Annotated in this window: 18 protein-coding genes, 2 pseudogenes and 1 riboswitch; of the genes and pseudogenes, 15 read left to right on the top strand and 5 right to left on the bottom strand. The window is 69.6% G+C overall.

The genetic code is table 11. The features are described 5' to 3' along the window. The first annotated feature begins 13 nt into the window (after window positions 1-13). Window positions 14-123, top strand: a riboswitch (TPP riboswitch). The 3 genes from JOE53_RS12025 (at window position 116) to JOE53_RS12015 (ending at window position 3,037) form a co-directional block, all read left to right on the top strand. Continuing rightward, the gene (locus tag JOE53_RS12025; protein ID WP_204947858.1) at window positions 116-772 is read left to right on the top strand and encodes an ECF transporter S component; all 657 of its coding nucleotides are present in this window, start codon (window positions 116-118) and stop codon (window positions 770-772) included. It overlaps the preceding riboswitch by 8 nt. 91 nt (window positions 773-863) lie before the next feature. Then, window positions 864-2,246: an ABC transporter ATP-binding protein gene (locus JOE53_RS12020; protein ID WP_204948238.1), complete on the top strand. Its 1,383-nt coding sequence runs from the start codon at window positions 864-866 to the stop codon at window positions 2,244-2,246. Beyond that, the gene (locus JOE53_RS12015; protein WP_204947857.1) at window positions 2,243-3,037 is read left to right on the top strand and encodes an energy-coupling factor transporter transmembrane component T family protein; all 795 of its coding nucleotides are present in this window, start codon (window positions 2,243-2,245) and stop codon (window positions 3,035-3,037) included. Before JOE53_RS12020 ends, JOE53_RS12015 begins: the two co-directional genes overlap by 4 nt. Here the strand turns inward: JOE53_RS12015 and JOE53_RS12010 are convergent. Next, window positions 3,018-4,004 (bottom strand): sugar-binding transcriptional regulator, encoded by a 987-nt coding sequence (locus JOE53_RS12010; RefSeq protein WP_204947856.1) that lies wholly within the window; start codon window positions 4,002-4,004, stop codon window positions 3,018-3,020. The genes JOE53_RS12015 and JOE53_RS12010 overlap by 20 nt on opposite strands. A gap of 155 nt (window positions 4,005-4,159) precedes the next feature. On the opposite strand from JOE53_RS12010, the gene JOE53_RS12005 reads away from it, so the two are divergent. The 3 genes from JOE53_RS12005 to glpK all read left to right on the top strand — a co-directional run bounded on the left by JOE53_RS12005 (window position 4,160) and on the right by glpK (window position 8,326). Next, window positions 4,160-5,887: a glycerol-3-phosphate dehydrogenase/oxidase gene (locus JOE53_RS12005; protein WP_204947855.1), complete on the top strand. Its 1,728-nt coding sequence runs from the start codon at window positions 4,160-4,162 to the stop codon at window positions 5,885-5,887. Between the two features lie 118 nt (window positions 5,888-6,005). After that, window positions 6,006-6,764 carry an MIP/aquaporin family protein gene (locus JOE53_RS12000; protein WP_204947854.1) on the top strand — a complete coding sequence of 253 codons (759 nt, stop codon included), beginning with the start codon at window positions 6,006-6,008 and terminating at the stop codon, window positions 6,762-6,764. Between the two features lie 47 nt (window positions 6,765-6,811). Then, entirely contained in the window at window positions 6,812-8,326 is a 1,515-nt protein-coding gene (gene glpK, locus JOE53_RS11995; protein ID WP_005047841.1) for a glycerol kinase GlpK, read from the top strand. Between the two features lie 103 nt (window positions 8,327-8,429). Here glpK and JOE53_RS11990 read toward each other — a convergent pair. Next, a pseudogene (locus JOE53_RS11990) lies at window positions 8,430-9,152 on the bottom strand (phosphotransferase); the annotation flags it as partial. Between the two features lie 52 nt (window positions 9,153-9,204). Here JOE53_RS11990 and JOE53_RS11985 point away from each other — a divergent pair. From JOE53_RS11985 to JOE53_RS11970, 4 genes are all read left to right on the top strand, one after another. Further along, the gene (locus JOE53_RS11985; RefSeq protein WP_204947853.1) at window positions 9,205-9,612 is read left to right on the top strand and encodes a hypothetical protein; all 408 of its coding nucleotides are present in this window, start codon (window positions 9,205-9,207) and stop codon (window positions 9,610-9,612) included. 96 nt (window positions 9,613-9,708) lie between these two features. Further along, window positions 9,709-10,470 carry an SDR family NAD(P)-dependent oxidoreductase gene (locus JOE53_RS11980; RefSeq protein ID WP_204947852.1) on the top strand — a complete coding sequence of 254 codons (762 nt, stop codon included), beginning with the start codon at window positions 9,709-9,711 and terminating at the stop codon, window positions 10,468-10,470. After that, on the top strand, window positions 10,467-11,252 hold the full coding sequence (locus JOE53_RS11975) for an enoyl-CoA hydratase/isomerase family protein (protein ID WP_204947851.1): 786 nt from the start codon (window positions 10,467-10,469) through the stop codon (window positions 11,250-11,252). Before JOE53_RS11980 ends, JOE53_RS11975 begins: the two co-directional genes overlap by 4 nt. Beyond that, window positions 11,249-12,076, top strand: coding sequence for an SDR family oxidoreductase (locus JOE53_RS11970; RefSeq protein ID WP_036321551.1), 828 nt, complete (start codon window positions 11,249-11,251; stop codon window positions 12,074-12,076). The genes JOE53_RS11975 and JOE53_RS11970 overlap by 4 nt, the downstream gene beginning before the upstream one ends. 24 nt (window positions 12,077-12,100) lie before the next feature. On the opposite strand, the gene JOE53_RS15025 is transcribed toward JOE53_RS11970, so the two are convergent. The 3 genes and pseudogenes from JOE53_RS15025 to JOE53_RS11960 form a co-directional block, all read right to left on the bottom strand. Beyond that, window positions 12,101-12,589 (bottom strand): HAD hydrolase family protein, encoded by a 489-nt coding sequence (locus JOE53_RS15025; RefSeq protein ID WP_267911499.1) that lies wholly within the window; start codon window positions 12,587-12,589, stop codon window positions 12,101-12,103. Window positions 12,590-12,659: 70 nt separating this feature from the next. Beyond that, window positions 12,660-12,881 (bottom strand): annotated as a pseudogene (locus JOE53_RS15020) (HAD hydrolase family protein); the annotation flags it as partial. A 266-nt stretch (window positions 12,882-13,147) separates the two neighbouring features. After that, window positions 13,148-13,918 carry a CAT RNA binding domain-containing protein gene (locus JOE53_RS11960; protein ID WP_233449561.1) on the bottom strand — a complete coding sequence of 257 codons (771 nt, stop codon included), beginning with the start codon at window positions 13,916-13,918 and terminating at the stop codon, window positions 13,148-13,150. Between the two features lie 91 nt (window positions 13,919-14,009). Between JOE53_RS11960 and JOE53_RS11955 the strand changes: the two genes are divergently transcribed. The 5 genes from JOE53_RS11955 (at window position 14,010) to JOE53_RS11935 (ending at window position 19,401) form a co-directional block, all read left to right on the top strand. After that, window positions 14,010-15,110: a LacI family DNA-binding transcriptional regulator gene (locus tag JOE53_RS11955; RefSeq protein WP_204947850.1), complete on the top strand. Its 1,101-nt coding sequence runs from the start codon at window positions 14,010-14,012 to the stop codon at window positions 15,108-15,110. Between the two features lie 37 nt (window positions 15,111-15,147). Further along, window positions 15,148-16,443 (top strand): sugar ABC transporter substrate-binding protein, encoded by a 1,296-nt coding sequence (locus JOE53_RS11950; RefSeq protein ID WP_204947849.1) that lies wholly within the window; start codon window positions 15,148-15,150, stop codon window positions 16,441-16,443. A gap of 64 nt (window positions 16,444-16,507) precedes the next feature. Further along, a complete protein-coding gene (locus tag JOE53_RS11945) occupies window positions 16,508-17,449 on the top strand; it encodes a carbohydrate ABC transporter permease (RefSeq protein WP_233449560.1) in 942 nt (313 codons plus the stop codon). Window positions 17,450-17,452: 3 nt separating this feature from the next. Next, the gene (locus JOE53_RS11940) at window positions 17,453-18,415 is read left to right on the top strand and encodes a carbohydrate ABC transporter permease (RefSeq protein ID WP_373876948.1); all 963 of its coding nucleotides are present in this window, start codon (window positions 17,453-17,455) and stop codon (window positions 18,413-18,415) included. 5 nt (window positions 18,416-18,420) lie between these two features. Further along, entirely contained in the window at window positions 18,421-19,401 is a 981-nt protein-coding gene (locus tag JOE53_RS11935) for a glycoside hydrolase family protein (RefSeq protein ID WP_204947848.1), read from the top strand. Window positions 19,402-19,406 lie beyond the last annotated feature (5 nt).

The raw sequence follows: 19,406 nt of genomic DNA, 5'->3' as shown, positions 1-19,406 counted from the left end.
CCGCTATACTCGAGCGCACAACCACGGGAGTCCGGTGAGCCGGGCTGAGAGGAAGCGATCCACGCTTCGACCGTCGAACCTGATCCGGATCATGCCGGCGCAGGGAGGAGAGAATATGCACGCGTCTGCGTCCCCGTCCACCGCCACCTCGTCGGATGCCGCGGCATCCCGTTCCCGCATCGGTGTCGACCGTCTGCGCTGGAGAGTCGTCGACATCGTCGTCGCCAGCGTCACCGGCGTCGCATCGGGCCTGATCTTCCTGCTCTGGAACATCGGCTACCTCGGCCCCAAGAGCCTGCTCGACCCGCTGCTGCCCGGCATGCAGGGCCTGCTGGACGGTCCGTGGTTGTTCGCCGGCGTGCTCGGAGCGCTCATCATCCGCAAGCCCGGAGCGGCGCTGTACACCGAGACGCTCGCCGCCGTCGTCTCCGCCCTCGTCGGCAACCAGTGGGGCGGCTTCCTCACTCTGGAAGCCGGGCTCGTCCAGGGGCTCGGAGCCGAGCTCGTCTTCCTGCTGTTCCTCTACCGGGCGTGGAAGCTGCCGGTGGCGATCCTCGCCGGAGCCGGCGCGGCCATCGCGGGGGGCATCAACAACCTGATCCTCTGGTATGCCGGGGCCGACGCCGCGTTCACCGTGATCTACATGATCTGCACCACCCTCTCGGGCGCCGTCATCGCCGGAGCCCTGTCGTGGGTGCTCGCCCGGGGCCTTGCCGCGACCGGCGCGCTGGATCGTTTCGCCGTGGGGCGCGAACGCCGCGACCTCGTCTGACGTGGCGGTCGACCTCGGCGGGTCGGTCGCGCCGGCAGCGGTCAGCGCCCACGGATGGGGCTGGCGACATGCGTCACGGCGGGCCTGGGCGGTGCGCGACGTCTCGTTGCGCATCGACCCGGGTGAGCGCGTGCTCCTGCTCGGCGCTTCCGGCGCGGGCAAGTCGACCCTGCTCCAGGGACTTGCCGGGGTGCTGGGCGGCGACGAAGAAGGAGAGTCGGCGGGGGCGCTGCTGATCGACGGGGCACCGGCCGCGGCGGCGCGCGGACGGGCGGGCCTCGTGCTGCAGGACCCGGACGCGCAGGTGATTCTGGCGCGGGTGGGCGACGACGTCGCCTTCGGATGCGAGAACCTGGGCGTGCCGCGCGAAGAGATCTGGCCGCGGGTGCACGCCGCACTGGATGCCGTGCGGCTGGACGTCGGCATCGACCGGCCCACGCACGCGCTGTCGGGCGGGCAGAAGCAGCGGCTCGCCCTCGCCGGCGCGCTCGCCATGCGCCCGGGGCTGCTGCTGCTGGATGAGCCGACCGCCAACCTCGACCCGGTGGGCGTCGCCGACGTCCGCGACGCCGTCGGACGCGTCCTCGACGCCACGGGGGCGACCCTCGTGGTCGTGGAGCATCGCGTCGATGTCTGGCTGCCCCTCGTGGACCGTGTGATCGTGCTCGGGGCTGACGGCCTTCTCGCCGATGGCCCCCCGCAGAGCGTGCTCGGCGCGCGGGGTGCGGAACTCGCCGATGCGGGCGTCTGGGTTCCCGGCATCCCTCCGGCCGTTCCTCCCCCGCCCGCTGCCGGCGCGGGGGAGGGGCTGCTGCGCGCGCGGGAGCTGGCCGTCGCGCGGGTGCGCGGCGTGCCGGTCGCGACCGGCATCGATCTCGAAGTCCGCGCGGGTGAGGTGCTCGCGATCACGGGACCCAACGGCGCCGGCAAGTCGACGCTCGGGCTCACCCTCGCGGGACTGCTGCACCCGGCATCCGGCGAGCTGTCGGCCTCCGCACCGCTCGCCGCCGGGGCCTCGTCGGCGCCGATCGCGTGGCGCTCACGTGAGCTTCTCACCCGCATCGGCACCGTCTTCCAGGACCCGGAGCATCAGCTGCTCGCCCGATCGGTGCGCGGCGAGCTCGAGGTCGGGCCGCGCGCGCTCGGGATGGACGAGACCGCCTGCGCCGCCCGCGTCGACGAGCTCCTGGAACGCTTGCGGCTGAGCGCGCTCGCCGCCGCCAACCCGTACACGCTGTCGGGAGGGGAGAAACGCCGACTCACCGTCGCCGCCGTCCTCGCCACCGCCCCCCGTGTGCTCGTGCTGGACGAGCCGACCTTCGGTCAGGACGCGCGCACGTGGGCGGAGCTGGTCGCGCTGCTCGCCCGCCTGCGCGACGACGGATCGGCGATCGTGGCGATCACCCACGACGAGGCCGTCGTCGACGCGCTCCACGCCCGGCGCTTCGCCCTGGGTGCGCAGGCGGCGGCATGAGCCTGCTCGCCGCGAACACGCGCACCCGGCCCGGTGTCGTCGCACAGCTCAACCCGGTCGCCAAGCTCGCCGCCAGCGCCGTGATCGCCCTGCCCCTGATCGTGACACTGGACTGGGTGTCGGCTGCGGTCGCGCTGGCGCTGGAGAGCGTCCTCTTCCTGTTCGCGGGGCTGCGCTGGCGCGAGTTCTGGATGCGGACGTGGCCGGTGTGGCTGGCCGCGCCCCTGACGGCCCTGACGATCGCGCTCTACGGCGCGGCGTCCGGGCAGGTCTACGTCGAGTGGTTCGTCGTGCGCATCAGCGAGGGCTCGCTCACGCTCGCCGTCGCGACCTTCTTCCGCGTGCTCGCCGTGGCTCTGCCCTCGGTCGTGCTGTTCGTCACCGTCGATCCCACCGATCTGGCCGACGGGCTCGCCCAGGTCTGGCACCTGCCCGCGCGCTTCGTGCTCGGCGCGCTGGCGGGACTGCGGATGGTCGGACTATTCCTCGAGGACTGGAGGGCTCTCGAACTGGCCCGCCGGGCCCGCGGCATCGCCGATCAGGGTCGGATTCGACGCTTCGCCGGCATGGCGTTCGCCCTGCTCGTGCTCTCCATCCGGCGCGGCTCCAAGCTCGCCACCGCGATGGAGGCCCGCGGCTTCGGTGCTCCCGGTCGCCGAACCTGGGCCCGCCTCTCCCGCTTCGGCCGGCGGGAGTGGATGCTCGTGGCGGTGGGCGTCGCGATCTCGGCGGTCTCCGTGTCGGTCGCCGTCGCCGCGGGCACGTGGAACTTCATCCTCGGCCCGCGTTGAGCGGCAGCTCCACGACGCGGCGGGCGAGCGCCTCCTCGACGACCAGTTCGGTGATCAGCCCCGCCGCCAGCGCGCCGCGCAGCGCGTCGATCTTGGACAGGCTCGACACGGCGCACAGGCGACGAGGGATACGGCGGATGACGTCGAAGGAAGGCCCGCTCGAGCGGTCGTTGAGCTCGATGCCGGAGGTCGAGCCGTCCAGCCGGTAGAACACGGTGGCGCAGTCGCCGACGACACCGTCGCGCAGCAGCATCCTCAGGTCCTCCCCGGTCAGATAGCCGCCGGCATAGACGTGCGAGGGAACGTCGGCCTGGGGGGAGCCCAGCCCGAACACGAACACCTGCACGCGCGCCTGCGCGTCCACCACGCGGCGGATGGAGCGCTCTCGCCACAGCAGCTGCTTCGTATGCGGGTCGTCGAACAAGGCGGGCACGGGAAACTGCTGGACGTCCGTGCCGAACGCCTGGCCGAAGCGCTCCAGAATGGCCCCCGAGTAGCTGATGCCCGAGGTCGACTCGTTCGCCGCGCCGTTCATCTGGACGATCTGCGATTCGCGCAACCGCTTGGTGGGCAGATGACGGGCGATCGCCGACACCGTCGCACCCCAGGCGATGCCGATGCTCGCCTGGGGATCGAGCGTGGTCGACAGGACGTGCGCCGCGGTGCGCGCGGTGCGCTCCAGGCGCTCGGCGTCGGTCGTCCGCGGCGGAGTGCTGACGACATGCACCGAGATGCCGTAGCGCTCGGACAGTCGGCGGGCGACGACGCTCGTGGCCTCCTGCGGCGAATGAACCGTGATCTCCACCAGGCCGATCTCACGGGCGTGCGCGATCAGGCGCGAGACCGACGATCGCGACAGCTTCATCTCGGCGGCGATCTGCTCCATCGTCTGGTCCTGCACGTAATACAGCTGTGCGGCGTGCAGCGCGTCACGGGCTCGCGCCTCGTGGTCGGTCTCGATGCTCACGGGTCCTCCTGATCATGCACATTCGTGCAGAGTGCGGGCTACGATGCACGTATGTTCAGATCGTTTGCGCGTTCGTTCACCGACGTTTCAGTGTAGATCCGTTCCACCGTGAAAAACGCGCGGCGAGACACTGCGAAGCCGCGGAAGGAAGAGCGATGACCGAGTCGAAGGCGACGATCCGTCCGAACATCCAGGCCCTGAAGGACCGCCCCCACGCGGAAGTTCTCATCATCGGGGGTGGAATCAACGGCATCGCGACGTTCCGCGACCTCGCGCTGCAGGGCGTCGACGTCGCCCTCGTGGAACGCGACGACTACGTGAGCGGCGCGTCCTCGGCATCCAGCCACATGATCCACGGCGGTGTGCGGTATCTGGAGAACGGCGAGTTCCGCCTCGTGAAGGAGTCGGTGACCGAGCGCAACCGGCTCGTGCGCAACGCGCCCCACTTCGTGCGCCCGCTGCCCACGACGATTCCGATCCACCGCACCTTCTCGGGCATCCTCACTGCGCCCTTCCGTCTGCTCGTCACGCACGGCCGCGGCAAGCCGAGCGAGCGCGGTGCGCTGCTGATCAAGCTCGGTCTCGTCATGTACGACACCTTCTCGCGCGACGGGGGGGCCGTCCCGCGCCATCGGTTCCACGGGCGTCGCCGCTCGCGCGAGCTGTTCCCCGACCTCGACGACCGGTTCCGCTACACCGCGACCTACTACGACGCCTCCATGCACGACCCCGAGCGCCTCGCGCTGGACGTGCTGCGCGACGGTGCCCGGGAGGAGTCCGCGCGCGCCGCGAACTACGCGCCCGTCGTCGGCGCCGACGGGAAGGCGGTCATCATCCGCGATGCCGTCACCGGCGAGGAGTTCCCCTTCACCGCCGACGTCGTCGTCAACACGAGCGGCCCCTGGACCGACCTCACCAATGACGCTCTGGGCACCCCCACCCGATTCATGGGCGGCACGAAGGGCTCGCACATCGTGCTCGAGAACGCGGAGCTGCTGGAGGCGACCCGCGGCAACGAGATCTTCTTCGAGGCGGCCGACGGCCGGATCGTGCTCATCTACCCGCTCAAGGGCCGCGTCATGGTCGGAACGACCGACATCGACGCCGACCCGTCGACGCCGACCGTCTGCACCGACGACGAGATCTCGTACTTCTTCGACCTCATCGCACAGGTCTTCCCGCACATCGCGGTCGACCGCTCGCAGATCGTCTACACGTTCTCGGGCATCCGCCCGCTGCCCCGGCACGACGACCTCGCGCCGGGCTTCGTGTCGCGCGACTACCGCATCGAGAAGGCGCGCCTGGGCGGTGCCGCCGGCGTTCCGGTGATGAGCCTGGTCGGCGGGAAGTGGACCACCTTCCGTGCCCTCGCCGAGCACCTGTCCACCGAGGTGCTCGCCGCGCTCGGGCGTCCGCGCCGGATCTCGACGCTCGATCTCGCCATCGGCGGCGGCGCCGGATACCCGCGCACCGACACCGACCGCTCGCGCTGGCTCGAGGCCCATCGTGGAGCGCACAGCGCCGCGTTCGCCGATCGCATGCTGGAGCGCTACGGCACCTACGCGACCGAGATGCTCGGAACGCTGCCGGTCAACCAGCGCCCCCTCGAACACGCCCCGGGCTACTCGGCGGAGGAGATCGCCTTCCTGGCCGAGCGTGAGGAGGTCGTCACGCTCATCGATCTGCTGCTGCGCCGCACGCACATCGCGTTCGTCGGCGGCGTGACCGCCGACACCCTCGCCGAGGTCGCGGAGGCGGCTGCCCCCGTGCTCGGGTGGGATGCCGATGCCATCCGAGCCCAGATCGACGACGCGGCCCGCGAGCTCCAGGAGCGGCACCGCATCGATGTGGAAACCTCCCACCTGGCGCCCTTGAGCGCATGAGAGGCAGGAGGAGCCGCTTCTAGAATCCGGCGCGGCCTGACGCCGGCATCCCCTTCAGGCCATCCTTCCCACCCGGCGGCGTCGCCGGGGGAACCTCTGCAGAAAGGTCAATGCTGACATGCACGACATCAATCTCGGGCTCTACTTCGTGTCAGAGCTCGTCGGGACGGCGATGCTGCTCCTGCTCGGCGGTGGCGTCGTCGCCAACGTCATCCTCGCCAAGTCAAAGGGCTTCGGCGGCGGGACGCTGATGATCAACTGGGGCTGGGGCCTCGCGGTGTTCGCGGGTGTGCTCGTCTCCTCCTACTCCGGTGCACAGCTGAACCCGGCCGTCTCCATCGCCCTGCTGATCGCCGGCAAGATCGGCGTCGCGCAGTTCTTCGTCGCGATCGCCGCGCAGCTGGTCGGCGCGTTCATCGGTGCGGTGCTCTGCTGGCTCGCCTACAAGCAGCACTTCGACGAGGAGCCGGACGCGGCCACCAAGCTCGGCGTCTTCTCCACCGGTCCCGCCATCCGCTCCTACGGCTGGAACCTGATCACCGAGGTCATCGGCACCTTCGTGCTCGTGTTCGTCATCTTCGCGTTCGCCGACTACGGTGACGTCCAGATCGGCACGCCGGGCGCCCTCGGCCCGCTCACCGCCGTCCCCGTCGCCCTCCTCGTGGTCGGCATCGGCGCCTCGCTCGGTGGCCCGACCGGCTACGCCATCAACCCGGCTCGTGACCTCGGTCCCCGCATCGCCCACGCGATCCTCCCGATCAAGGGCAAGGGCTCCAGCGATTGGTCCTACGCCTGGGTGCCGGTCGTCGGCCCGCTGCTCGGTGGCACGATCGCCGCGCTCGCCGCTCCGGCGCTGCTGCACCTCGCGCACATCTGATCCGTTCCCGATCCTCAACACAGACACCTAGACAAGGACGTCCACTCATGAGTGACTACATCATCGCCCTCGACCAGGGCACCACCTCCAGCCGCGCGATCGTCTTCGACAAGAAGGGCTCGATCATCTCCGTCGGCCAGAAGGAGCACGAGCAGATCATGCCGCGCGCCGGCTGGGTCGAGCACGACCCGATCGAGATCCGCGACAACATGCGCGAGGTCATCGGCATCGCGCTCGGCCGTGCGAACCTGACGCGGCACGACATCGCCGCGGTCGGCATCACGAACCAGCGTGAGACCGCCGTCGTGTGGGACAAGAACACCGGCATCCCGGTGTACAACGCGATCGTCTGGCAGGACACGCGCACCCAGCCCATCGTCGACCGGCTCGCGGGCGACGCGGGAGTCGAGCGCTACAAGGACATCGTGGGCCTGCCGCTGGCCACGTACTTCTCGGGCACGAAGATCGTCTGGATCCTCGAGAACGTTGAGGGTGCGCGCGAGAAGGCCGAAGCCGGTGACCTGATCTTCGGCACGACCGACACGTGGGTGCTCTGGAACCTCACGGGCGGCCCCGACGGCGGCGTGCACGCGACCGACGTCACGAACGCATCGCGGACGCTGTTCATGGACCTGAAGACCCTCGAATGGCGCGACGACATCCTCGCCGACTTCGGTGTGCCGCGCTCGATGATGCCCGAGATCCGCTCCTCCAGCGAGGTCTACGGCGAGGCGCGCGACACGTCGCTCCTGCGCGAGACTCCGGTGGCCGGCATCCTCGGCGACCAGCAGGCGGCGACGTTCGGCCAGGCGGCGTTCGATGCCGGCGAGAGCAAGAACACCTACGGCACCGGCAACTTCCTGATCTTCCAGACCGGAACCGAGATCGTGAAGAGCGAGAACGGTCTGCTCACGACGGTCGGCTACAAGCTCGGCGACGGGCCCGCCCACTACGCGCTGGAGGGGTCGATCGCCGTCACCGGGTCGCTCATCCAGTGGCTGCGCGACCAGCTCGGTATCATCTCCTCCGCCCCCGAGGTGGAGGAGCTGGCCGCCAAGGTCGAGGACAACGGCGGCGTGTACTTCGTCCCGGCATTCTCGGGCCTGTTCGCGCCGTACTGGCGTCCCGACGCCCGCGGCGCGATCGTCGGTCTCACCCGCTTCGCGAACCGCAACCACATCGCCCGTGCCGCGCTGGAGGCCACGGCCTTCCAGACGCGCGAGGTGCTGGATGCCGTCAACGCGGACTCGGGTGTGGACCTCACCGAGCTGAAGGTCGACGGCGGCATGATCGCCAACGACACGCTCATGCAGTTCCAGGCCGACATCCTCGGTGTGCCGGTCGTCCGCCCCGTCGTCGCCGAGACGACGGCGCTCGGCGCGGCGTATGCGGCGGGACTCGCGGTCGGCTTCTGGAACGACCTCGACGAGCTGCGGGCGAACTGGCAGGAGGACAAGCGCTGGACGCCGAACGACGACGTCGCCGAGCGCGAGCGTCAGCTGCGCCTGTGGAAGAAGGCTGTCACCAAGTCGATGGACTGGGTCGACGCCGACGTGAACTGATCTCGCTCCGCGCGATACCCGGATCGGGGTCGCAGACGGTCGCCTCTCGCGAGGAATGACGGCCGTATGCGACCCCGATTCCGTTCGGCGGGGGCCGGGGTCTGGTCGCGTTCCAGAGCTCTCGGTAGAAGGCCATGCGGACCAGGTCGGGTGCGACGCCGTAGGCCGCCAGCAGCGGACGCTCCCAGCCCGGTCCGTAGTTCCACTCGGTGCTCATCGCGGCGACCGCGATGTCGGCCCAGCGGTCGGCGACCCCTAGCGCGCCGAGGTCGACGTGGGCGCTGAAGCGACCGTCGTGGTCGAGCAGCGTGTTCGGGCAGCATGCGTCACCGTGGCAGACGACGAGTCGATCGACCGGGGGCGCTGCCGCCAGCTGCGGGGGGAGTCGGATGCCGCGCCGTTTCGCCGCCCGGACGCGAGCCGGCACCGACCAATCGAACGGGCAGTCTCGCACGGGCAGCGCGTCGTGGAGCGCGCGCAGCCCTGCCCCGACGGCGGCCGCCGCCGTCGCAGGGTCGGCGAGCCCGTGCGGATCGACGGCGGATCGCGCCGGGATCGCCCGGGTCACCATCCACTCATGCCGGTCGTCGGCGCCGTGGACCAGCACCTGCGGCACCGGTGTGTACGCGCCCGCCCAGGCCAGCCGCGCCACTTCGCCGGCCATCGTCGTCTCCGCGTTCCGCGGTCCGTACTTGATGTAGCGACCGTCGTCGCTGCAGAAGGTGACTCCGCCGATCGCGTTGCGCCAGACCGCCGTGAGGAGGGCGCCTCCCGCGAGCCGGCGCACGGACGGGGGAACCTCGATGTCGTCGCCGGGGATGCTCACGGCACCCATCCTGCCTCTCGCGCACGCGAGTGTGTCCGTGGTGAGATGAAGCGTGCCCACCTCCGTCGCCCGCCGTGTCGGCGCGCTCACCGCACTCGAGGACACCGATGGGCCGGCTGTGGCTCTCGGTGATGCCGCGGCTCGCCACGTTCGTCTGCGTCCCGACGGCCTCCAGCCCGCTCTCGGCGACACCCTCGTTCCACTGATCGAGGGCATCTTCGGCGGCTCGTCGGGGGATATCGCCGAGACACCGACCTTTCCCGTCCGGGTCACGACCGACGACGGCGCGGTCCTGGAGTGGCGCGCGACGGCGCACTACCTCTCGGGATACCGGCGGCGGGATGCCGCGCTGGCGGCGCGTCTCGTCGATCACGTGGTCGCCGTTCCTTACGCGCGGGTGCGGCTCGCCCGTCCCGACGCTCTGCTGGCGCGGCTGGGGGAGATCCTCCGAGCACACTGAGATGGCATGGTGAGACCTAGTACCGCGTATGCTGGCACTCAGTAGCACGACCCGTCGCTGAGCGACGGGAGCAGTCCGGACTTCGAAGGAGAATCCATGGATATCGCCGGCGCATCCGCGCTCGTCACCGGCGGGGCCAGCGGCCTCGGCCTGGCCACCGCGAGACGCCTCGCCGATGCGGGCGCGCACGTCGTGATCGTCGACCTCCCCACCTCCGCCGGCACCGAACGGGCTGCGGAACTCGGCGGCTCCTTCGCGGCCGCCGACGTCACCGACCCGACGCAGATCGCCGCCGCCGTCGACGCCGCCGTGGCGCAGGCGCCGCTGCGGGTGGTCGTCAACTGCGCCGGTATCGCTCCGCCCGCCAAGGTGCTCGAGCGCGACGGGTCGCCGAGCGATCTCGCACACTTCGAGCGCATCGTGCGTGTCAACCTCGTGGGCACGTACAACGTCATCGCGCAGGCCTCCGCCGCCATCGCGAAGACGGAGCCCACCGACGGCGGCGACCGCGGCGTCATCGTCAACACGGCCTCGGTGGCGGCCTTCGACGGTCAGATCGGCCAGCCCGCCTACTCCGCGAGCAAGGGCGGTGTGCACGCGATGACGCTGCCGATCGCCCGCGAGCTCGCGCGCTACGGCATCCGTGTGGTCACCATCGCCCCCGGGATCATGGAGACCCCGATGCTCGCCGGTCTCCCGGAGGCTGCGCAGCACAGTCTCGGTCAGCAGGTTCCCTACCCGGCCCGCCTCGGGAGGCCGGACGAATACGCGAGCCTGGTCGCCGAGATCGTACGCAACGGCTACCTCAACGGTGAGACCATCCGCCTCGACGGCGCCATCCGGATGGCGCCGAAGTGACCGCCTCGATCATCCACACCCGCGACGGCGCGCTCGCCCGACTCACGTTCAACCGGCCCGCGTCGCTGAACGCCATGGGCTTCGAGATGGGCACGCTCTGGCGCGACCTCGCCCACGAGATCACCGCCGATCCGACGGTCGGCGCCATCGTGCTGGATGCCGCGGGTCCCGCCTTCTGCGCCGGCGGCGACGTCGTCGAGATGGCGGCCTCCGGCTCGAGCGGCGACGACATCACAGCGATGGCGCGCGTGATCCACGACGGCATCCGCACGTTCGTCGACTCCGATATCCCGATCGTCGCGGCGGTGCAGGGCGCCGTCGCGGGTGGGGGACTCGGTCTGATGCTCACGGCCGACTACGTCGTCGCAGGGCCCCGGGCGCGCTTCGTGAGCAAGTACGCCAATATCGGCCTCACCCCCGATCTCGGCGTCTCGACGCTGCTTCCGGCGGCGGTGGGGCAGACCCGCGCGCTGCGGATTCTGCTCGATGACCTCACCATCGACGCGGCCACCGCGCTCGAGTGGGGTCTGGTCACCGAGATCGCCGACGACCCGGGTGCACGTGCCGCCGAGTTGGCCCGATTCTGGCTCGACGGCGCGACCGCGGCCTTCGGTCATGCCAAGCGCCTCGTCCGCGCCGGCGCGCGTCGCGCCTTCGCCGACAACCTCGACGACGAAGCCCGCACGATCGGCGCCAGCTTCGACACCCCGCAGGCGAAGGCCCGGGTCGCGGCGTTCGCCGCGGCATCCACCTCGCCCACCTCTGAAAAGGGACGCGCATGACTCTCGCCGGAAAGACCATCCTCATGTCGGGCGGCAGCCGTGGCATCGGCCTCGCGATCGCTCTGCGGGCGGCCCGCGACGGCGCCAACATCGCCCTCATGGCCAAGACCGACACCCCGCACCCCAAGCTCGCCGGCACCGTGCACAGCGCCGCGGCCGAGATCGAGGCGGCTGGCGGTCGGGCCCTGCCGATCGTCGGCGACGTGCGCAACGACGACGACATCACCGCGGCGGTGCTGAAGACCCACGGCGAGTTCGGGGGCATCGACATCGTCGTCAACAACGCCTCGGTGATCGACCTGTCCGGCTCGCTCGAGCTCGCCGCGAAGAAGTACGACCTCATGCAGGACGTCAACGTGCGCGGCACGTTCATGCTCAGCCGTGCCGCCGTGCCGATTCTGAAGGATGCCGAGAACCCGCACATCCTCTCGCTGTCGCCGCCCCTGAACATCACGCCGCGCTGGCTGGGTGCGCACACCGGCTACACCCTCGCCAAGTACGGCATGACGATGGCGACGCTGGGGATGGCTGCGGAGTTCGCGAAGGACGGCATCGCCGCCAATACCCTGTGGCCCGAGACGACGATCGCCACGGCCGCCGTGCAGTTCGCCCTCGGCGGCGACCGGATGATGAAGGTCAGCCGCACCCCCGAGGTCTACGCCGACGCGGCGTACGAAGTGCTCACGCGTCCGGCGCGCGAGTACACCGGTCAGACACTCATCGTCGAGCAGGTGCTGCGCGATGCCGGGGTGACGGACTTCTCCCGCTACGCGGCGACACCCGGCACACCCGACCACGAGCTGTTCCCCGACATCTTCCTCTGAGCCCGAGCGAGTCGAAACGCGGTGTCAGATCAGGCCGAGGCGCGTCAGCGCGTTGCTGACGCCGTCCTCCAGCACGCCGGTGGTGACGAGGTCGGCCATCGCCTGCAATTCGGGATCTGCACCGCCCATCGCGACCGACGTGCCGACGACCTCGAACATCTCGACGTCGTTCCAGCTGTCGCCGATGCCGATGGCGTCGGCGGCATCCATCCCCAGCACGGCGAGCACCTCCGTGATCGCCGCGCCCTTGTTGACGCCCTGCTGGCAGATCTCGCCGTTCGAGCCGCCGGGCAGCGGGATGGAACCGGGGATCACGTGGAACTGCGGCCCCAGCTCGTCGGCGGCGCGGGTGAGCGTGTCGCTGGCTGTGCTGAGGAAGGTCGCCTTGACCACGGCATCGAGGTCGACCTCGTCCAGCGGCCGGTAGTGGTTGAGGAGGGCGACATCCTCCGAGGCGGCGGCCGCCGCGCGTTCGTCGACCGGGGGGGTGGGTTCGCACGAAGCGGCGGGCATGATCGAGCACGCCGGGGCTGACGTAGACGGTGCCGTCGGTCTGCAGGAAGTAGTGCGCACCGTGCTCTTCGAAGTACGCGATCATCCGGTCGACGAGGGGGCGCGGCATGAGGTGTGCGACGATCTGCTCGTCGCCGCGGACGGCGAAGGCGCCGCCGTTGGTGATGGCGCCGTCGACCGGGATGGCGCGCACCTTCGGGGTGATGTCGCCGGCCGAGCGACCCGTGCACAGGTACACCAGGTGACCGTTCGCGCGCGCGGTGGCGATCGCGACCGGCGTCGAGGCCGACATCTGGGCCCCGTGTTCGAGGATCGTCCCGTCGATGTCGATGAAGATGATGCGGCGGCGGGACGGGGATATCGACGAGGAGCTCACGGCATCCATTCTCCCCGGTGCGCGTGAACGTCCGGTGTCGCGTCCGTCGACGGCCCGAACCTCAGTGCTTCGGCCCGGTGACGAGCAGGATGCCGCCGAGCTCGATCGATGAACGCCGAAGCAATCGGTGAGTCCAGGTTTCGCCCGCGTGCGCGGTAACGATCCAGGGATCTGCGATCAAGTTACCACAGGGTCGGGATCTGCGCCAGGGGCGACCTGAGCGCGCAGGCGTTCGACGTGGACGCTGAGATACAGTAACTCCTCGTCGGTGAGATCCGACCCAGGATGAAACGCGCGTAGTCGGGACCGTCGACGTCCAGGCGCACACCGAGCGACTGCTCGACGACCTCCACGACGTGCTGCACCCGGCGAAACAGCAGCGCGGCCGTGCCGTTCGGCTCGTCGCGAGTGGCATTGAGCAGGTGCATCGTGAGGAACACGGCTTCTTCGGCGGGCAGTTCGCACTCGAGGCTCGTGGCGATGGAGGTGGCCATGTGCTCGGCAGCCCCGAACTCGTGCGGGTGGAGCACGCGCAGCTCGGGCATGGATGCCGTCGTGATCCGCATGCCCTTGTCGAGACGCTCGATCACGTAGGCGACATGATCGATCAGGGCGATCGTGAACCGCCGTCCGAGATCGCGTCCGAGTCGGCGCTCGGCCTCATCCACAGCGCGCGTGGCCGCCTCAACGATCGGGTACGGCACGTCGGTCAGCAGGCGCCGTTCGCGCTCGCCGTCGGCGCCGTTGTCGAGGATGAACGTCTTCTCGACCTTGGCCGGATCGAGGACGTCATCGGGCTTGAGCCCGAACGCGAGGCCGCGTCCCATGAGAACCCGCTCGCGCCCCGACTCGTCGATGGCGATCACGACGTTGTTGTTGAGCACCTTGTGCACCGGGACGGCGTGCGACGCGGGGGTGCGCCGAGCGGATGCCGCGGCGTCGGGGGTGCTCATGCTGAGAAGTCGAGAAGTGCTTGACGAACGGCCTGCGGTCGTCAATAATCGCTCCAGGCAGTAAATCGATTTATCACGAGGAAGTGATGACATGGCTCGGGTGCGCATCTCCGATGTGGCGGCGGCGGCCGGAGTGTCGGTCACGACGGTCTCGCTCGTGCTCAACGACGTCGAGTCGCGTATCTCCCAAGAGACCCGCGACCGCGTGCGTGCGGCGGCCACCGCGGTCGGATACGAGCCCAGCGCACTCGCGCGCGGGCTTCGCTGGCAGCGCACGAAGACGGTGGGTTTGATCTCCGACCAGATTGCGACGACACCCTTCGCGGGGCGCATGCTCGCCGGAGCTCAGGACGTCGCCCGGGCCAACGAGCACCTCGTCTTCCTCGTCGACACCGGTTCGGACACGGAGGTCGAGGAGACCGCCATCCGTGCGCTCACCGCGCAACAGGTGGACGCGCTGATCTACGCCGCGATGTGGCATCGGGTCGTCTCTGCCGACGTCAGCCTGCCCGCGGGTACCGTGCTGCTCGACTGCCGGCCGGCGGATGGCGTCGTCGGCTTTCCCAGCGTCGTGCCCGACGATCGCGAGGGCGGGGCGGCGGCGACGCGGGAACTCGTCGCCGCCGGTCACACGCGCATCGCCTACATCGACACGGCCGAGGACGCCACCCGGCCTCTCGCCGCCGACCTCCGTCTTCAGGGCTACCGCGCGGTGCTCGCCGAGGCCGGCATCGCGATCGACGACCGGCTGCACGTGCACGGGGAGACCTCGCACCGCGGCGGTCGCGAGGCCGCCGACCGTCTTCTCGATCTGCCCGAGCACCATCGCCCCACGGCGATCTTCTGCTTCAACGACCGCATGGCGACCGGTGCGTACACCGCGATCCACGCGCGCGGACTGCAGATTCCGGGAGACATCTCGATCATCGGCTACGACGACCAGCAGTTCATCGCCGCCGAACAAGACCCTCCCTTGACCACGATCGCCCTGCCCCATTACGAGATGGGCCGCTGGGCGATGGAGCTTGCACTCGGCATCCGTGAGGGGGGAGTGGATGCCGTCCACCAGATGGAGTGTCCCGTCATTCGACGAGACTCCGTGGGTCCGCCGCCGGCGCACGTCGCCAAACAGAACCGGCGACGGACCTCACAACACACCGAGCGGTCGCTTTCGGCGACCCCCGACCGGTGACCGCCGCGCGCGTCGGTCACGAGACAAGGAAATCACAATGAAGCGCACATCCGTGTCGTTCCTCGCTGCGGCGGGGCTCGTCGGTGTGTTGGCGCTGACCGGCTGTGGACAAGCCGGCACGGGCGACAGCACGACCGCGGACGGTCGTACCAAGCTGACGATGTGGACCCATTCGGCCGGAAACCCCGCCGAATTGGCGGTCTATCAGCAGATCATCTCGGACTTCAACGCGTCGCAGGATAAGTACGAAGTGGTCGAGGAATCCTTCCCCCAGGGCGCGTACAACGACGCCGTCGTCGCGGCCGCGGCATCCGGGGACCTTCCGTGCCTCCTCGACCTCGACGGGCCGATCATGCCCAACTGGGCGTGGGCCGGCTACCTGCAGCCGCTGGGCATCGACACGAAGATCACCGATGCGCTGCTGCCGACCGCCGTCGGAAAGTGGGACGGGCAGATCTACTCCGCCGGCTACTGGGATGCCGCGCTGTCGATCTTCGCCCGGAAGTCGGTGCTGGAGAAGAACGGCATCCGCATCCCGACCGTCGACAAGCCGTGGACGAAGGACGAGTTCGGCGCGGTCCTGGCGACGTTGAAGGCCGCCGGCTACGAGACGCCGATCGACATCGGCGCCGAGGACAAGGGCGAGTGGTGGCCCTACGCCTACTCCCCGTTCCTGCAGAGCTTCGGCGGCGACCTGATCGACCGCGACACGATGCTCTCGGCCGACGGCGCGCTCAACGGCGCGGACGCCGTCGCGTGGGGCACCTGGTTCCAGAAGCTCTTCACCGACGGCTACGCCAACGCGAACGGCACGGTGGGCAACCAGGAGTTCGTCGACAACAAGGTCGCCCTCAGCTACACCGGCGTCTGGAACGCCCTGGCCTCGGTCGACGCGGTCGGTGACGACCTCGTCATCCTGCCTCCGCCGGACCTCGGGCACGGCCCCAAGATCGGCGGCGGCTCGTGGCAGTGGGCCATCTCGAAGTCGTGCAACGACGCCGAGGGCGCCCGCAAGTACCTCGAGTTCAGCTTCCAGGACAAGTACATCACCCGGTTCGCGGACGAGCAGATCGTGATCCCGGCCACCGAGTCCGCCGCGCAGGCGTCGAAGTACTTCGGCGACCAGGGCGTCCTGCGTCCCTTCGTGGAGCTCTCGCAGAAGTTCGCGGTGCTGCGCCCCGAGACCCCGGCGTACGCCGTGATCTCGACGACGTTCGAGACCGCCGCGAAGGACATCATGAACGGCGCGGACGTCCAGACCGCACTCGACCAGGCCGTGAGCGAGATCGACGCGAACATCTCGTCCAACGACGGGTACGGCTTCAAGAAGTGAGCCCCGAGCGGGTGGGGGCACTGCGTCCCCACCCGCTCCGCTCGACGACCTCGAAAGAGTCCTCATGACTGTCACCCCTGCCACGGTCGCGGCCGAGAAGCCGCGACGCACCCTCGGCCGGTTCCGTTCGATCCGCGGTCGCGAGACCTGGGCCGGCCTCGCGATGATCGCGCCCGCGGCCATCCTCCTCGTCCTGTTCCTCGTGATCCCCGTGCTCCTGGCGTTCGGGCTCTCGTTCACCAACGCGCGCCTCATCTCGCCGAACCCGCCGCGCTTCGTCGGCTTCGACAACTTCGCCCGGGCCTTCGGGGCCGACCCGATGTTCCTGCAGTCCGCCTGGAACACCTTCCTCTTCGCGCTCGTCGTCGTCCCGGTCCAAGCCGGCCTCGGCCTGCTCCTCGCCGTCCTCGTGAACCGGCGGATGCGGGGCGTCACGGCCTTCCGCGTGATCTTCTTCATCCCCGTCGTCACCTCGATCGTCGTGGTGTCGATCCTGTGGAAGTTCATGTACCAGAAGGACGGGCTCATCAACTCGTTCATCGACACGCTGACCTTCGGCGCGTGGCAGAGCGTGGACTGGCTCAACAATCCCTCCACCGCGCTGCCGGCGATCATCGTCCTGTCGATCTGGCAGGCCGTCGGGTTCCACATGATCATCTGGCTCTCCGGGCTGCAGACGATCCCGGAGGAGCTGTACGAGGCGGCCAAGATGGACGGCGCCAGCCCGTGGCGCCAGTTCACGAGCGTCACGTGGCCGGGACTGCGTCCGACGATGATCTTCGTGCTCATCACGATCACGATCGCCGCGCTCGGCCTCTTCGTCCAGGTCGACGTGATGACCCAGGGCGGTCCCACCGGATCGACCTCCACGATCGTCTACCACGCCGTCCGCAAGGGCTATCAGCAGCAGGAGATCGGATACGCCGCGGCGATCTCGCTGATCTTCTTCGTCGCGGTGCTCGTCATCGCGCTGATCCAGCGCCGGCTCACCCGAGACAAGGACTGACCCATGACCGCCACACAGACCGTCGCGGCCCCGCCGTCCGGGCCGCTCCCGGGCGGGACGTCCCGCCGCGGACGCACCCCCGCGAGCGCCAGCCGCAACCGCCGCATCGGCACGATCTTCTACTACGTCGCGCTGAGCGTCTTCGGGATCGCGTTCCTCTTCCCGCTCGTGTTCATGTTCGTCTCGAGCCTGAAGCCCGACAGCCAGATCCTGCAGGACGTCAACTCGCCCGCCGCGTTCCTGCCGACCGGCGACATCAGCCTCGACAACTACTTCGGCGTCTTCCAGCGCGTGCCGGTGGCGCAGTTCATGTTCAACTCCGCCCTCGTGACGGTGCTGACCGTCGGGCTCGGACTTATCGTCAACTCGATGGCGGGCTTCGCGCTCTCCCGGCTGCGCTGGAAGGGCCGCGTCGTCGTCATGGCGCTCATCATCGCGACCCTCATCGTGCCGTTCGAGACGATCGCGGTGCCGATGGTCTACTGGGTCTCGCAGCTGCCGACCCTCGTCATGGAGGGCGGTGTGCTGAAGTACGACTTCGGCTGGCTGAACACCTATCAGGTGCAGATCGTGCCGTTCATCGCGAACGCGTTCTCGATCTTCCTGTTCGCGCAGTACTTCTCGACGATCCCCGCGTCCCTCGACGAGGCGGCGCGCATCGATGGGGCGAGCTGGTTCACGATCTACCGCCGGATCATCGTGCCGCTGTCGGGCCCGGCGTTCGCGACGGTCGCGATCCTGACCTTCCTGCCGGCGTGGAACCAGTATCTGTGGCCTCTGATGGTCGTGCAGAAGGAGGGCCTGCGGCCCGTGATGGTGGGCATGCAGTACTTCTTCCAGCTGAACACCGCCTGGGGCGAGGTGATGGCGTACACGTCGCTCATCACGCTCCCGGTGCTCCTCGTCTTCCTGGTGTTCCAGCGGGCGTTCGTGAGCAGCATCGCCGCCAGCGGAGTGAAGGGCTGACCCGCATGTTCGATCTCTCCTCCTCCTGGGTCTGGGACTACTGGTTCGCCGACGACGGCGAGCGGTACCACCTGTTCTTCCTTTACGCCTCGCGCGCCCTCCACGATCCGGAGGCGCGGCACTACCGGGCATCCGTCGGGCACGCCGTCTCCGACGACCTCGTCACGTGGACGCCCGTCGCGGATGCGCTCGTGCGGGGCGAGGCCGGGTCGTTCGACGACCTCGCCACCTGGACCGGCTCGACCGTCCGCGGCGACGACGGGCTCTGGTACCTCTTCTACACGGGCTCGACCCGCGCCGACGGCGACAAGAACGTCCAGACGGTCGGCTACGCGACCTCGACCGACCTGCTCACGTGGACGAAGGCCCCCGGTCCGGTGCTGCGCGCCGCGGGCCCCTGGTACGAGACCATCGACAGCGGCGCCTGGCACGACGAGGCGTTCCGGGACCCGTGGGTGTTCGCCGACCCGCGCGGCGACGGCTGGCACATGCTCGTCACGGCCCGTGCACCCGAAGGCCCGGTCCGAGGCCGCGGCGTCGTCGGGCACGCCTGGTCGGCCGACCTGCGCACCTGGGAGCTGCGTCCACCGCTCACCGCGCCGAGCGAACGCGGCTTCGGTCAGCTCGAGGTGACCCAGGTCGAGGTCGTCGACGGGCGCCCGGTGCTGCTGTTCTCGTGCCTCGCCGAGCACGGGATGCCCGCGCGGGAGGCGGAGCGCGGGGGCACGTGGGCCGTGCCGGCCGAGAGCCTGCTCGGTCCGTTCGACATCGACGCGGCCTACCCGATCACCGACGAGAGCCTGTACGTCGGCCGGCTGCTCCGCCGCCGCGACGACGGACAGTGGCTGCTGTTCGCCTTCCGCCACCTCGACGAGGACGGCGCATTCGTCGGCGGGGTGACCGACCCGATGCCCGTCGCATGGGTCGACGGCCGGCTGACGGTGACCGACGACGCCCGCCGGGAGGGTGCGCCCGCACCCGCCTGACCACC

The organism is Microbacterium laevaniformans (genome assembly GCF_016907555.1).
GTDB lineage: Bacteria > Actinomycetota > Actinomycetes > Actinomycetales > Microbacteriaceae > Microbacterium > Microbacterium laevaniformans.
This window is presented reverse-complemented; position numbering and strand designations above follow the sequence as displayed.